The organism is Roseovarius sp. YIN77, assembly GCF_057219155.1.
In genome coordinates this window covers 135,096-150,074 of record NZ_JBXVVI010000004.1, presented here as the reverse complement: position 1 = coordinate 150,074, position 14,979 = coordinate 135,096, and the positions used below count along the sequence as shown (strand labels likewise).

The 14,979-nt window shown below is 58.3% G+C and carries 9 protein-coding genes; 7 read left to right on the top strand and 2 right to left on the bottom strand.

Annotated features, from left to right (window positions below; all coding sequences use genetic code 11):
• Positions 1–61: 61 nt before the first annotated feature.
• Complete coding sequence (locus AC2D8P_RS06825) at positions 62–493, bottom strand: DUF1489 family protein (RefSeq protein ID WP_484701524.1); 432 nt, start codon at positions 491–493, stop codon at positions 62–64.
• 136 nt (positions 494–629) lie between these two features.
• Between AC2D8P_RS06825 and AC2D8P_RS06820 the strand changes: the two genes are divergently transcribed.
• A complete protein-coding gene (locus tag AC2D8P_RS06820; protein WP_484701523.1) occupies positions 630–2,894 on the top strand; it encodes an adenosylcobalamin-dependent ribonucleoside-diphosphate reductase in 2,265 nt (754 codons plus the stop codon).
• A gap of 72 nt (positions 2,895–2,966) precedes the next feature.
• Here the strand turns inward: AC2D8P_RS06820 and dnaE are convergent, their stop codons facing one another.
• Positions 2,967–6,479 carry a DNA polymerase III subunit alpha gene (gene dnaE / locus AC2D8P_RS06815; protein ID WP_484701522.1) on the bottom strand — a complete coding sequence of 1,171 codons (3,513 nt, stop codon included), beginning with the start codon at positions 6,477–6,479 and terminating at the stop codon, positions 2,967–2,969.
• Positions 6,480–6,803: 324 nt separating this feature from the next.
• Here dnaE and AC2D8P_RS06810 point away from each other — a divergent pair, with 324 nt between their 5' ends.
• From AC2D8P_RS06810 to AC2D8P_RS06785, 6 genes are read left to right on the top strand one after another with little or no spacing between them, the layout of a single operon-like run.
• Positions 6,804–8,168 (top strand): xanthine dehydrogenase small subunit, encoded by a 1,365-nt coding sequence (locus AC2D8P_RS06810; protein WP_484701521.1) that lies wholly within the window; start codon positions 6,804–6,806, stop codon positions 8,166–8,168.
• Positions 8,165–10,468, top strand: a complete 2,304-nt coding sequence (gene xdhB, locus AC2D8P_RS06805) for a xanthine dehydrogenase molybdopterin binding subunit (protein ID WP_484701520.1) — start codon at positions 8,165–8,167, stop codon at positions 10,466–10,468. The genes AC2D8P_RS06810 and xdhB overlap by 4 nt, the downstream gene beginning before the upstream one ends.
• Entirely contained in the window at positions 10,465–11,412 is a 948-nt protein-coding gene (xdhC, locus tag AC2D8P_RS06800) for a xanthine dehydrogenase accessory protein XdhC (protein ID WP_484701519.1), read from the top strand. Before xdhB ends, xdhC begins: the two co-directional genes overlap by 4 nt.
• A 29-nt stretch (positions 11,413–11,441) precedes the next feature.
• On the top strand, positions 11,442–12,971 hold the full coding sequence (locus AC2D8P_RS06795) for an ABC transporter ATP-binding protein (protein ID WP_484701537.1): 1,530 nt from the start codon (positions 11,442–11,444) through the stop codon (positions 12,969–12,971).
• Entirely contained in the window at positions 12,958–14,040 is a 1,083-nt protein-coding gene (locus AC2D8P_RS06790; RefSeq protein WP_484701518.1) for an ABC transporter permease, read from the top strand. The genes AC2D8P_RS06795 and AC2D8P_RS06790 overlap by 14 nt, the downstream gene beginning before the upstream one ends.
• The gene (locus tag AC2D8P_RS06785) at positions 14,040–14,972 is read left to right on the top strand and encodes an ABC transporter permease (RefSeq protein ID WP_484701517.1); all 933 of its coding nucleotides are present in this window, start codon (positions 14,040–14,042) and stop codon (positions 14,970–14,972) included. The genes AC2D8P_RS06790 and AC2D8P_RS06785 overlap by 1 nt, the downstream gene beginning before the upstream one ends.
• Positions 14,973–14,979: the final 7 nt, after the last annotated feature.

The following is a 14,979-nucleotide window of genomic DNA, read 5'->3' as shown; positions in this document are numbered from 1 at the left end:
ATTCGCGCCTGAAGGGTTCCGTTCGCTGAACAATTCGGTCAGGCGCGTCTGTGTCGCCGTCTTACAACACACCGATTTCGGCAAGTGCCGCAGACAGATCATGGGGCAACGCATCTTCTTGCACGGCTCCGGCCTTCAGATCGGGGGGGCTGTCTGCGGGTTCCAGATAACGCCAGCCCTGAAACGGGCGGCGCGGGGCGGCGGTGGTGCGCACGAGTTCTGGCTCCAACACAATCGCACAACGCCGAATGCCGTCTGATCCGATCACCTCATCAAACCGCAAGATCCGTTGACGGCACTGCACGATGCCCTTGATCACCCAGTAAATCGAACCGCCATTCAAAACCTCGGCCTCTCGCCGTGGCCACATCCGGGTGATATGGCGCGGCAATCCGTCCTCCCCTTGGGCGCGTGGCGTGCTTTGCCATTCGCTCAGGCCGTCGACCGACTCGCTGCCAACGGAAAGCTTTATGAGGTTGATATGGTTGGTCATGGTCGGATCAGTATAATACCTTTGTTGAGAGAATCACCTGACTGTTAACGAATTCAACATAATGAGGTAGCGCTTGCAATAGACACCATATCTGGTGTAGATTTGTATTCCTCTCCTCTAGATCAAGGACCTACCGATGAGCCGTTTCGCCGCCCCGATCGCTGAACAAATCTGGGATATGAAGTACCGGTTGAAAAATGCAGACGGCCAGCCCATGGACCAGACGGTCGAGGATACCTGGCGGCGGATCGCGCGTGCGCTTGCAGTTGTTGAAAAAGAGCCCGCCAAATGGGAAGATAAATTCTATTCCGCATTGGAAGATTTCAAATACCTGCCCGCAGGTCGGATCACGGCTGGCGCGGGCACCGGACGATCAGTGACGCTTTTCAACTGCTTCGTCATGGGCACGATCCCCGACAGCATGGGTGGCATTTTCGACATGCTGAAAGAGGCCGCGCTGACCATGCAGCAAGGCGGCGGTATCGGCTATGATTTCTCTACCATCCGGCCACGCGGTGCGGATGTGAAGGGCGTTGCCGCCGATGCCTCTGGCCCTCTATCCTTCATGGATGTGTGGGATGCGATGTGCCGCACGATCATGTCCGCAGGCTCCCGCCGTGGGGCGATGATGGCGACCATGCGCTGCGACCACCCGGATATCGAGGATTTCATCACCGCCAAATCCGACAGCGCGCGTTTGCGCATGTTCAACCTGTCGGTCCTGGTCACCGATGCGTTTATGGAGGCCGTGAAGGCTGGCAAAAGCTGGGATCTGAAATTCGGTGATACGGTCTATCACACGATCGAGGCGCGTGATCTGTGGAACAAGATCATGCAATCGACTTATGATCAGGCTGAACCGGGGGTGATCTTCATCGACCGGATCAACGCGACGAACAATCTCGCCTATGTGGAACAAATCGCCGCCACCAATCCTTGCGGCGAACAGCCTCTGCCGCCTTACGGGGCCTGCCTGTTGGGTTCGATCAACCTGGCCCGTCTGGTGTCTGACCCATTTGAAGATGCTGCCAAACTGGACCAAGAGGCGCTGAACGATCTGGTCGCCACAGCGGTACGGATGATGGACAACGTTGTCGATGCCTCCCGCTTCCCATTGCCGGAACAGGCGCAAGAGGCCCAGGCCAAGCGCCGGATCGGGCTGGGGGTCACAGGCCTTGCCGATGCGCTCTTGATGCTGGGCCTGCGCTATGGCTCTGAAGAGGCCGCGCAACAGACAGAGGCCTGGTTGCAGGCGATTGCGAACGCGTCTTATCTGGCCTCTGTGGAACTGGCTAAGGAAAAGGGGGCGTTCCCCCTGTTTGATGCGGAAAAATATCTGGCGTCAGGATCGCTGAAGCACATGGATCAGCACGTGCGCGATGCAATCGCCAAGCACGGCATCCGCAATGCGCTCCTGACCTCTATCGCGCCCACCGGCACGATCAGCCTTTATGCAGGCAATGTCAGTTCGGGCATCGAACCGGTCTTTGCCTATGCCTATACCCGCAAAGTGTTGCAACGTGATGGATCACGGACGGAGGAAGAGGTCGTCGACTACGCCGTTCAGCTGTGGCGCGAAAAATTTGGTGACAAGGAACTGCCGGATTACTTCGTCAACGCCCAAACGCTGGCCCCATTGGATCACGTACGCATGCAGGCGGCCGCTCAGAAATGGATCGACAGCTCCATTTCTAAAACCATCAACTGCCCCGAGGATATCAGCTTTGAAGATTTCAAAGATGTTTACATGGAGGCTTGGGATACCGGTTGCAAAGGCTGCACCACCTACCGGCCCAATGACGTGACTGGTTCGGTTCTGTCGGTCAGCGAAGCGACCGAGAAAGCACCAGAGGCCGACAGTGGTGCGGATGTGGTCTACATATCCGAACCGCTCGACCGTCCGCAGACGTTGGAAGGCAACACCTACAAGGTCAAATGGCCCGACAGTGAGCACGCGATCTATATCACCATCAATGATCTGGTGGTAAATGGCCATCGCCGCCCGTTTGAGGTGTTCATCAACTCCAAAAACATGGAACATTTCGCCTGGACCGTGGCGCTGACCCGGATGATTTCCGCGGTGTTCCGTCGTGGTGGCGATGTGAGTTTCGTGGTGGAAGAGCTGAAGGCCGTGTTCGATCCCCGCGGCGGGGCCTGGATGAAGGGCAAATACGTCCCCTCAATTCTGGCCGCCATCGGCGGTGTGATCGAAACCCACATGATCCATATCGGATTTATCGCGGGCGAGGGCATGGGCCTGAAATCCGACCCACAGGTCGAAGCGATGCGCGTCGGCGAAGCCCCCCGCGGCCCCGCTTGTCCGGCCTGCGGTCAGTTTGACATGCGCATGGTCGAAGGGTGCATGACCTGCGGCAGCTGCGGCCATTCGAAATGCGGGTGAGACCCTAGCCTTTTCCTTTCACCCAAAATACCTCGGGGTGAATGCGCCGCAGGCGTAGAGGGGCGGCGCCCCTCAGATCTCTTCCACGGTCATAACACCGGGCAGGCTTTTCAGCGCGCCTTTGACCTGGCTGTTCAATGGGTAGTCCTGCGCAAGCGTCAGCTCTACTTCTCCCGGCAAGTCAGGGTTCATCAGGCACAGGCAGACGGGGCCTTTGCTGCGCGCCTTGGCCTGATCCAGTACGGAGGCGACGAGAGGCAGGGCGTTGGCCTGATCAACAAAAACCTTGAGCCCCATACCCCCTGCCCCGGCAACAACCGTTTCCACCGGCAAAAAGCCACGGGCGAGGAGCTTTAGCTGTTCCGCCTCCATCGTCGCCTCGACAGTGACCACCACATTTGATCCGGTCTCCAGATAATCGCGGGAGCTTTCCAAGGTATCAGAGAACACCGTCACCTCGTAAGACCCCGACGGATCGGACAGTTGAACAAAGGCAAATCGATTGCCGCGTGCAGATTTTCGTTCCTGCCGGCCGGACACGGTGCCCGCGAGTTTACAGACCATAGCCCCATTTTTAGCCTTTGTTTCCAACTCTGACAGGGTCAGGAACGGGGTTGCATTGCTCTTGGCGTGGACCCGGCGCAGGGCTGGCAAATCGTCATCCAACGGATGACCTGACAGATAGAACCCGATGGCCTTGAACTCTTCGGCTAGGCGTTCGGCGGGCAGCCAGTCTGCAACCGGTGACAAGCGCGGTTCGGGCAGATCCTCGCCCGCCTCCCCAAACAGCGACACCTGAGAGGAGTTTCTTTGTTCATGAACCGCGGCGGAATAGTTCACCAACACATCAACACTATCAAAAACCTTGCGCCGGTTGCGGTCCAAAACGTCAAAGGCCCCGGCACGGGCCAACATTTCCATGGGCCGCTTGCCGACGCGTTTCAGATCAACCCGGCGGGCAAAATCAAACAGGTTCACGAAAGGTTTGTCGCCGCGACCCTCGGTGACCAGCCGCATCGCTTCCACCCCTACGTTTTTCAGGGCACCCAGCGCATAGACCAGATGGCCCTCTGCTACGTCAAATGTCGCCTGAGACCGGTTCACGCAGGGCGGGATGTAAGGCAGGCCAAGGCCTTTCTTCACCTCTTCGAAATAGACCGCCAGCTTATCCGTTAAATGGATATCGCAGTTCATCACGCCGGCCATAAACTCGACTGGGTGATTGGCCTTCAGCCACGCAGTTTGATAGCTGACCACAGCATAGGCAGCGGCGTGGGATTTGTTAAAACCGTAGTTGGCGAACTTTTCCAGCAGGTCGAAAACTTCGCTGGCCTTTTTCTTGGCCACACCGTTTTCTGCGGCCCCTTTTTCAAATTTGGGCCGCTCGGCATCCATTGCCTCTTTGATCTTCTTACCCATCGCCCGACGCAACAGGTCGGCACCGCCAAGGCTGTAGCCCGCCATCACCTGCGCGATCTGCATCACCTGTTCCTGATAGACGATAATGCCCTGAGTTTCCTCAAGAATATGGTCGATCAGCGGGTGAACGGATTCGCGTTCTTTCAGACCGTTTTTGACCTCACAATAGGTCGGGATGTTTTCCATCGGGCCTGGACGATAAAGCGCCACCAGCGCCACGATATCCTCAATACAAGTGGGTTTCATGCGCTTTAGCGCATCCATCATGCCCGAGCTTTCCACCTGAAACACCGCCACGGTTTTGGCCGCAGCGTAGAGGTCATAGGACGCCTGATCGTCCAGCGGGATTGCCCCGATGTCATCGACCGCGCCCTCTGGAGGGTCATAAAGCTGTGTTCCATCCGGTGCGATATGCAAGTGGCGGCCGGTTTTTTTGATCAGATCGACGGCATTCTGAACGACTGTCAGGGTTTTCAGACCCAGAAAGTCAAATTTGACCAGCCCGGCCTGTTCGACCCATTTCATATTGAACTGGGTGGCTGGCATGTCGGATCGCGGGTCCTGATAAACCGGGACCAGCGCATCCAGAGGTCGGTCACCGATCACAACCCCGGCGGCGTGGGTGGATGCGTTTCTGAGGAGCCCCTCCAACTGCTGGCCATAGGTCAGCAGACGATCGACAACTTCCTCCGATTTGGCCTCTTCGCGCAGGCGGGGTTCTTCGGCCAGTGCACGTTCGATGGACATGGGCTTTACGCCCTCAACCGGGATCATTTTCGACAGGCGATCCACCTGGCCATAGGGCATTTGCAAAACCCTGCCCACATCGCGTACCGCGGCCTTGGACAGCAACGCGCCGAAGGTGATGATCTGGCCCACTTTGTCACGGCCGTATTTTTCCTGAACATAGCGGATCACCTCTTCGCGGCGGTCCATGCAAAAGTCGATGTCGAAGTCCGGCATCGACACCCGTTCCGGGTTCAAAAATCGTTCAAAAAGAAGCGAATAGCGCAGTGGGTCAAGGTCTGTGATGGTCAGCGCATAAGCCACAAGGCTGCCCGCACCAGACCCCCGGCCCGGACCTACCGGAATGTCTTGATCCTTGGCCCATTTGATAAAGTCGGCCACAATCAGGAAGTAGCCGGGAAAGCCCATCCCTTCGATAATCCCAAGTTCGAACTCCAGTCGTTTTTCATAGTCTTCGACCGGGGCAGCGTGGGGGATGACGGCAAGGCGGGCTTTTAGCCCTGCCTCGGCCTGACGGCGCAATTCGTCGATCTCGTCATCTGCAAATTTGGGCAGGATCGGATCGCGGCGATAAGCCATAAAGGCACAGCGCCGGGCGATTTCAACTGTGTTTTCAAGCGCTTCTGGCAGATCAGCAAACAGTGTCGCCATTTCCTGCGGGGTTTTGAAATAATGCTGCGGGGTCAGACGGCGGCGCGGTTCCTGTTGATCGACATAGGCACCCTCGGCGATACAGATCAGGGCATCATGCGCCTCATACATCTTTGATTTTGGAAAATAAACATCGTTGGTGGCGACCAAGGGGAGGTCCATTTCGTAGGCCATTTCGATGAAGGGGCGCTCTAACAGGCGCTCTGCTTCTGACTGGCCGCCGCCCTCCCCCGGATGACGTTGTAGTTCGACATAAAGCCGATCGCCAAACATCGCGGCCAATTGGTCCATCAGCGCCTGCGCCTTGGGTCGTTGACCGGCCTGCAACAACCGCCCAACCGGGCCATCGGGCCCACCCGTCAGACAGATCAGCCCGTCGGAGTGTTCCGCCAATTCCTCCGCCGTGACCTGCGGCAACATCCCGGGCTTGGTCAGATAAAGGCACGAGTTCAGCTTCATCAGGTTTTCATACCCGACCTCGCTTTGCGCCAATAAAACAAGGGGGGCGGGCGGGCGCGGCTTTTCCCCTTGCTGGGCCGGATCATAGCCCAGATCGACCTGACAACCGAGGATCGGCTGGATGCCCGCGCCGGACAAAGTGACCGAAAATTCCAACGCTGCGAACATATTGTTGGTGTCGGTCAGGGCCACGGCGGGCATCTGTGCGTCCTGACACATGGCGGCCAATTTTTTCACCCGAACGGCCCCTTCCAACAGGGAATATTCGGAATGAACACGAAGGTGAATGAATCGGGGGGCGCTGCTCATGCGGGCAGGTTAGCGCGAGCCGGGTGCGGGGAAAACAGCCCATTTCAATGATGCTGCATCACGTCGGTATTTTGTCGGTATTGCGACGGTGCGGATTAGCGCCGGACCTTCCCTGTGAATTGTTCGAAATAATGTTGAATGGCGGCTTTATATGGAAAAGCCTGAAAGTCCTTCATCCCCGCTTTGCATTTCATTTCTTGCCAGAATCTTATTTTCGGGCTTTCCTTGAGATAGGAAATGGGAGGCGCATTGGACTTTACGTCGCATCGGGTCCAGGCGGTTGAGGGGGAGACCCCTCCGAACAGAAAGCGACAAGGGCATCACATGGAACGGGTATCCTTTCTTCTGAATGGGGAGTCCGTCTGTCTGACCGACATCAACCCCACCAAGACGCTGCTGGATTGGCTGCGTGAGGATCGAGGTTTAACAGGGACGAAAGAGGGCTGTAACGAGGGCGACTGCGGCGCCTGCACCGTCATGGTGACAGATGATCGCGGCTCAAAAGCGTTGAACGCCTGCATCCTGTTTTTACCGCAACTGAATGGCAAGACGGTCCGCACGGTCGAGGGTTTGACCGGACCGCAGGGTGAATTGCATCCGGTTCAGGAAAAGATGATCGACCTGCATGGGTCGCAATGCGGGTTCTGCACGCCGGGCTTTGTCATGTCGATGGCAACGGCCCATCGCAATGGCGCGACCGATCATGACGATCAACTGGCTGGCAACCTGTGCCGATGCACCGGCTATGCCCCGATCATTCGCGCGGCAGAGGCGGCAGAGGCCGATCCGGTTCCCACATGGATCAACGATGACCTGCCGTCGGATGTACCCGTCGATGCTGCCCTGCCCCGGTCCAGTGATGAACTGGCCACGTGGTATAGCGACAATCCCGATGGGGTTCTGATTGGCGGGGCAACCGATGTGGGCCTGTGGGTCACCAAAGGGCTGCGCGATCTGGGGCCGGTGGCCTTTCTAAGCGGGGTGGATGATCTGAAATCCATTGATGTCAGCGACGATGACATCCGTATCGGGGCCTGTGTCACGCTGAGTGAACTGATGCCCGCGATCGCAAACTATCACCCCTCCTTTGCCGAAATGATCCGCCGTTACGGATCGACCCAGGTGCGCAACGCCGCCACCATTGGCGGCAATATCGCCAACGGTTCACCCATCGGTGACAGCCCGCCCGCGCTGATCGCGCTGAATGCCACGTTGCATTTGCGCAAGGGTGACACACGCCGGTCACTCCCGCTGGAAGATTTCTTTATCACCTATGGCAAGCAGGATCGCGCGCCCGGCGAATTTGTCGAAGCGGTCAGCATCCCGCGTCAGGCTGATACGCTGCGCTGCTACAAGCTCTCCAAGCGCTTTGATCAGGACATTTCCGCCGTCTGTGGATGTTTCAGCATCACGGTTGAGGATGGAACCGTGTCGGATGCACGCATTGCCTTTGGTGGTATGGCAGGCACGCCTTGCCGTGCCAGTGCAGTCGAGGCGGCCCTGATTGGCAAACCGTGGACATCGGAAACGATTGCAGCTGCAAAGCAGGAGTTTGGTAAGGACTACACGCCAATGACCGATATGCGCGCCTCTGCCGAATACCGTCTGGCCTCTGCCGAAAACATGCTGGAGCGTTATTTTGCGGAGACTGAAGGCTCTGCCACCAATGTGCTGGAGGTGTCCCTATGAGCGTCGCAAAATCCCATACCCATGATGCCGCCCGCCTGCATGTGACTGGTCAGGCGCGTTACATTGATGACATTCCATCGCCCCGGGGCACATTGCATCTGGCCTTTGGACAGTCTGCGGTGGCCCATGGCCGGATCACTTCGATCGATCTTAGCGCGGTGCACGCTGCTGACGGCGTGGTTGCGGTGCTGACTGCCGGTGATCTGCCTGCCGCCAATGATGTGTCACCATCCCTGCACGATGAACCTTTGCTGGCCGAAGGCACGGTACACTATGTGGGTCAGCCGATTTTTGTTGTGGCGGCCACCAGCCATCTGGCCGCCCGAAAGGCCGCCAAGCTGGGCAAGATCACATATGAGGAGCTGCCGCCGCTCTTTTCCTATGAGGACGCGATGGAGGCCAATTCCCGATTTGAGGAAGGCCCCCGGATTTACAACAAGGGGGATGCCGCCAGCGCCATCAGAGGGGCCACCCATGTGATCGAGGGCACCCTGAATATGGGCGGGCAAGAACATTTCTACCTGGAAAGCCAGGCGGCGATGGCCCAGCCGCAGGACAATGGCGATGTGATCGTCAATTCCTCCACCCAGCACCCGACAGAAATTCAGCACAAGGTTGCCGAAGCCCTGGGGGTGCCCATGCACGCCGTTCGGGTGGAATGCCGCCGGATGGGCGGGGCCTTTGGGGGTAAGGAAAGTCAGGGTAACGCCTTGGCCTGCGCTTGCGCGATTGTCGCGGTGCAAACAGGCCAAACCTGCAAGATGCGCTATGACCGCGACGATGACATGGTCATCACCGGCAAGCGCCATGATTTCCGCATTGGGTACAAGGTCGGTGTTAACGCAGATGGCTGCATTCAGGGGATCGAGTTTCATCAGATGACCCGGGGCGGTTGGGCGCAGGATCTGACCCTGCCCGTGGCCGACCGGGCCATGCTGCATTCCGACAATGCCTATGACATCCCGAACATCCGCATCGAAAGTCACAGGCTAAAGACCAATATGCAATCAGCCACCGCCTATCGCGGTTTTGGCGGCCCGCAAGGGATGCTGGGGATTGAACGGGTGCTGGATCACATTGCCGGCCATCTGGGCCGTGACCCGCTGGAGGTGCGCCGCGCCAATTTCTATGCCGATATGGGCGATGATGCGGCCGCGGGCCAGACCACGCCCTATGGGCAGGAGGTCACCGATTGCACCATCAATGCGCTGGTGAAACGGTTGGAAGAAACGTCCGACTATCAGCGCCGCCGCGCGGAAATTCAGGACTGGAACGCGAAAAACCCGGTTCTGAAGCGTGGGATTGCCCTGACCCCGGTCAAATTCGGGATCAGCTTTACCCTGACCTTCCTTAATCAGGCGGGCGCGCTGGTCCATGTTTATCAGGATGGATCGGTTCACATGAACCATGGCGGCACGGAAATGGGCCAGGGCCTGTTCCAAAAGGTCGCCCAAGTGGCCGCCAGCCGCTTTGGCATCCCGATCGACAAGGTCAAGATCACCGCGACTGATACGGCCAAGGTGCCGAACACGTCGGCCACAGCCGCCTCCAGCGGGTCGGACCTGAACGGGATGGCGGTGCGCGCGGCTTGCGATACGATCCGCGACCGAATGGCCGCCCATGTGGCCGAACGCCATCAGATCGCACCCGAGGATGTGCGCTTTGCCGATGGCAAAGTCACTGCGGGGGGCGAGGAATACACCTTTGAACAGGTGGCGGCCTCTGCCTATCAATCGCGGGTCAGCCTGTCGGCGACCGGGTTTTACAAAACACCCGAAATTGAATGGGACCGGATCAAGGGCCATGGCCGTCCGTTCTTCTATTTCGCTTATGGTGCTTCTGTCTCTGAGGTCGTGATCGATACGCTGACCGGTGAAAACCGGATATTGCGCACCGATATTCTGCATGATGCTGGTTCCTCCCTGAACCCTGCCCTTGACATCGGTCAAGTCGAGGGCGGGTTCGTCCAGGGGGCAGGCTGGTTGACGACAGAGGAACTGATCTGGGACAACAAGGGCGTATTGCGCACCCATGCACCGTCGACCTACAAAATCCCGGCCTGCTCTGACCGGCCTGATGTGTTCAATGTAGACCTTTGGGATGCCCCCAACCCGGCGGACACGATCTATCGGTCCAAGGCCGTGGGCGAGCCGCCCTTTATGCACGGGATTTCCGTTCTGATGGCGCTGTCTGATGCGGTTGCCGCCTGTGGCGATGGCAGCGACTATGTCAATCTAGATGCGCCCGCGACGGCAGAAACCATTTTGAAAGCGGTTCAGCGCCAGAATGGTGCGGCATGAGCTTTGATCGCGACATCCTGGCCCAACAGATCGCGGCCCATGGCCCGGTCTGCCGGGTTGTCGTGGTTGATGCCAAGGGATCAACCCCGCGTGAGGCTGGGACCGCGATGCTGGTTTGGACCGGTGGCCAGTATGGCACCATCGGTGGCGGAACATTGGAATACGACGCCACGCTGACGGCGCGCAAAATGCTGGCCGAAGGTCAAGCGCATCTGATGGCGGCCAAACCTTTGGGCCCAGCGCTGGGCCAATGCTGCGGCGGGGCTGTGACCCTGTTGTGGGAAGTGTTCGAGCGCGCCGAACTGCCCGATCAAGGTGGCGTTGATGGGTTTTTCATCCGTCCGGTTGCGGCAGATGCAAACGCTGAAGTGCCGCCTGCCCTGTTACGGCAAGGCCGCAGGCCAGAAGCCGAAGAGATTTTGCACCTGAACGGCTGGATCGCTGAACGGCTTACACACCCACAAGTACCTGTCTGGATCTATGGCGGTGGGCATGTGGGCCGGGCCTTGGCGGCTGTTCTGGCCCCTTTGCCCGACTTTGATGTGACGTTGATTGACACCAGCGCCAATCGCCTGCCCGACCCGATGCCGCTTGGGGTCACCCCATTGGTAGCCACCAATCCGGTGCATCTGGTGCCGCATGCGCCTGATGACGCGCATCATCTGATCATGACCTTCAGCCACGGGCTGGATCTGGATCTGTGCCATGCATTGTTGGGCCGGACTGCCGGATTCATCGGCCTGATCGGATCGCAAACCAAATGGGTGCGGTTTAGCAAACGTTTGGCCACGCTGGGGCATTCCAGGGCTGACATCAACCGCATTACCTGCCCGATCGGCGATCCCGGTCTGGGCAAACATCCGCAAGAAATTGCCATTGGCGTGGCAGGCAGCCTGATCAGGGCGGCCCAACGACAGATCACAGGGGAGGAGATCGCATCGTGAGTGATACGCAGGCAACAAGGGAAGAGGTCATGGCCAACGCACCGGTTCTATTGACGGTGGACGGGCTGACCAAGGCCTATCCGGGCGTTGTGGCCAATGACAAGGTCTCTTTCACCATCAAAGAGGGGGAAGTCCATTCGCTGTTGGGGGAGAATGGTGCCGGAAAATCCACCCTTGTGAAGATGATTTATGGCCTTGTCCGCCCCGATAGCGGCAAGATGATCATGCGTGGCGCAGCCTTTGAACCGTCCGAACCACGAGAAGCGCGCGGATCAGGCGTGGCGATGGTGTTTCAGCACTTTTCGCTCTTTGACGCGCTGAACGTAGCCGAAAACATCGCGCTGGGCATGGAAAACCCGCCCAAACAGGCCGAACTGGCCGAACGTATCCGCGAGGTTTCTGAAAACTACGGCCTGCCGCTTGATCCCTATTCCATGGTCGGCAACCTGTCGGCGGGCGAACGTCAGCGGGTGGAAATCATTCGCTGTCTGCTGCAGGATCCGAAGCTGTTGATCATGGACGAACCGACATCGGTTCTGACCCCACAAGAGGTCAAAATCCTGTTTGAAACGCTGACCAAGTTGTCGTCGGAAGGGACGGCAATTTTGTATATTTCCCATAAGCTTGAGGAAATTCGCACCCTATGTGACAGCGCCACGGTTCTGCGTTTGGGCAAGGTGGTCGATACCTGTAACCCACGCGAAAAATCGGCGCGCGAACTGGCCGAGATGATGGTCGGCCAAACCCTGCATGTGCCAGAAAAGGCCCCCGGCGAATTGGGCGACGTTGTGCTGTCCGTGCGCGGCCTGACAATCCCCTCGCCCAGCCCGTTTGGAACCACTTTGAAAAACATTCACTTTGAGGTCCATGCCGGGGAGGTGTTGGGCATTGGCGGGGTTGCCGGAAACGGTCAGGATGAGCTGTTATCAGCCCTATCGGGGGAGGCTACGACCTCTCCGGATGCGGTTCTGGTGAATGGTAAATCGGTCGGTAATCTGGGGCCAAATGAGCGCCGACATCTGGCCATTCTGGCGGCACCAGAGGAACGGCTGGGCCATGCGGCGGCCCCGGATATGAGCCTGACGGAAAACGCTCTTCTAACCGGGGCAATTCGCAAGAACCTGACCAACAGGGGGTTTTTGAACTGGCCTGCGGTGCGCGAGTTTGCCGAAACGGTAATCTCAGAATTCGACGTGCGCACCCCGGGGCCGGGCAATGCGGCGCGGTCGCTGTCCGGTGGCAATTTGCAGAAATTTGTGGTCGGCCGTGAGGTGCTTCAAGAACCTGACGTTCTGGTCGTGAACCAGCCGACATGGGGCGTTGATGCCTCTGCCGCGGCAGATATCCGGCAATCATTGCTGGATCTGGCGGCCAATGGCACGGCTGTGATCGTGATCAGCCAGGATCTGGATGAACTCATGGAAATCTCTGACCGCTTTGCCGCCCTGAACGAGGGCCGGATGAGCGCACCACGCCCGGCGCGTGGCCTGACGATTGACGAGATCGGCCTGATGATGGGCGGTGCACATGATATGGAGGTGGCTCATGCTGAGGCTTGAGAAACGACCCCAGCAATCCCAAGGCTGGACAATGGCGACGCCGATACTGGCGGTCATTGCAACGATGATTGCGGGCGGGCTGCTGTTTGCGGCCCTTGGTAAACCACCGATTGAGGCGATCCGCACGATTTTCTGGGATCCGCTGTTTTCGGAATTTGCGTGGTATTATCGCCCGCAGCTGTTGATCAAGGCCGCACCACTGGTTCTGATCGGGATCGGGCTGTCCTTGGGCTTTCGCGCTGGTATCTGGAATATCGGGGCCGAGGGGCAATATATCATGGGGGCGGTGTTCGGCGCCGGTGTGGCGCTCGCGTTCTATCCCGCTGATTTCTGGTTCATTTTCCCGTTGATGATCATTGCCTCGATTGTCGGGGGCGTCTTGTGGGCGATGATCCCGGCGCTGTTGAAGGTCCGCTTTGGCACCAATGAAATCCTTGTGTCCTTGATGCTGGTCTATGTGGCCGAACACATCCTGTCGTCGGTTTCCTTTGGACTTTTGCGAAACCCCGAGGGGCAAGGCTTCCCCGGGTCGCGGAACCTGCAGCAATATGAACCTGCCTCCAACCCCGAGATTTGGGCCGGGTCGGGCATCCACTGGGGCGTGATTGCCGCCGTGATTGCCGTGATCGCATCCTACATCCTGCTCAATCGTCACATACTGGGTTACCAGATCCGTCTGACAGGTCAGGCGCCGCGCGCGGCCCGTTTTGCCGGTGTGCGCCCGAACCTTCTGATCGTTACCTGCATGGGCATTTCCGGCGGCCTGGCTGGCCTTGCTGGTATGTTCGAGGTTGCAGGCCCGATGGGGCAAATCAGCGTTGATTTTAATCAGGGGCTTGGCTTTACCGCGATTATCGTGGCCTTCCTTGGCCGTCTGCATCCGGTCGGTATCCTGCTGGCGGGTCTACTGCTGGCGTTGACCTCGGTCGGGGGTGAGATTGCCCAATCCAATCTGGGCCTGCCTGCGGCGTCGATCAAGGCGTTTCAAGGGATGCTTTTGTTCTTCATCCTCGCGATGGATGTGCTGTCTAACTACAAAATCCGCATCGGCAAAACGGAGGCCGCGTAATGGACCTGTCTGCAATTAATCCGCTCGTCCTGATTGCCTCCCTCATGGTGGCGGCGACGCCGATCCTGTTGGCGGCCATCGGGGAACTTGTTGTCGAAAAGGCCGGGGTTCTGAACCTTGGGGTCGAGGGCATGATGATCACCGGCGCGATCTGTGGTTTCGCCATCGCGGTGGAAACCGGCAGCCCGTTTTTAGGCTTCATCGCCGCCGCTGTTGGTGGCTGCCTGTTGTCCCTGATTTTTGGGCTCCTGACCCAGGTGTTTTTGTCCAATCAGGTCGCAACCGGTCTGGCGCTGACGCTGTTTGGTCTGGGCCTGTCGGCAATGCTGGGCCAAAGCTATGCCGGGATCAAACCGCCGTCATCCTTCAAACTGGACATTCCGGTTCTGTCTGATCTGCCGGTTGTGGGCCAGGTTTTGTTTCAACACGACATGATGGTCTATGTCTCGATCGCGCTGGTTGGCCTGATCTGGTGGGTTCTGAAAGCCACCCGCGCCGGTCTGATCCTGCGCGCGGTCGGCGAAAGCCACGACGCCGCCCATGCGCTGGGATACAAGGTCATTCGCATTCGGATGCTGGCCATTGCCATTGGCGGGGCTTGTGCCGGGTTGGGTGGGGCGTATCTGTCGCTGATCCGGGTGCCACAATGGACCGAAGGCATGACAGCCGGTGCTGGCTGGATCGCCTTGGCCATCGTCGTCTTTGCCAGTTGGAAACCTTGGCGCGTGCTGTTGGGTGCTTACCTCTTTGGCGGAATCACGGTGTTACAGTTGAACCTGCAGGCCGCAGGTGTTGATATCCCGGTCGAGTATCTGTCAATGTCGCCCTATATCATCACCATCGTGGTTCTGGTGATCATTTCATCGGATCGCAGCAAAGCTGCCTTGAATGCCCCGGCATCTCTGGGCAAGATATTCCACGCGACCAGCTAAGGAACAT

Excerpts from the sequence above, each read along its gene's own strand:
- AC2D8P_RS06825 (WP_484701524.1), bottom strand. The coding sequence starts at position 493 with ATGACCAACCATATCAACCTCATAAAGCTTTCCGTTGGCAGCGAGTCG.
- AC2D8P_RS06820 (WP_484701523.1), top strand. The coding sequence starts at position 630 with ATGAGCCGTTTCGCCGCCCCGATCGCTGAACAAATCTGGGATATGAAG.
- dnaE (WP_484701522.1), bottom strand. The coding sequence starts at position 6,479 with ATGAGCAGCGCCCCCCGATTCATTCACCTTCGTGTTCATTCCGAATAT.
- AC2D8P_RS06810 (WP_484701521.1), top strand. The coding sequence starts at position 6,804 with ATGGAACGGGTATCCTTTCTTCTGAATGGGGAGTCCGTCTGTCTGACC.
- xdhB (WP_484701520.1), top strand. The coding sequence starts at position 8,165 with ATGAGCGTCGCAAAATCCCATACCCATGATGCCGCCCGCCTGCATGTG.
- xdhC (WP_484701519.1), top strand. The coding sequence starts at position 10,465 with ATGAGCTTTGATCGCGACATCCTGGCCCAACAGATCGCGGCCCATGGC.
- AC2D8P_RS06795 (WP_484701537.1), top strand. The coding sequence starts at position 11,442 with ATGGCCAACGCACCGGTTCTATTGACGGTGGACGGGCTGACCAAGGCC.
- AC2D8P_RS06790 (WP_484701518.1), top strand. The coding sequence starts at position 12,958 with ATGCTGAGGCTTGAGAAACGACCCCAGCAATCCCAAGGCTGGACAATG.
- AC2D8P_RS06785 (WP_484701517.1), top strand. The coding sequence starts at position 14,040 with ATGGACCTGTCTGCAATTAATCCGCTCGTCCTGATTGCCTCCCTCATG.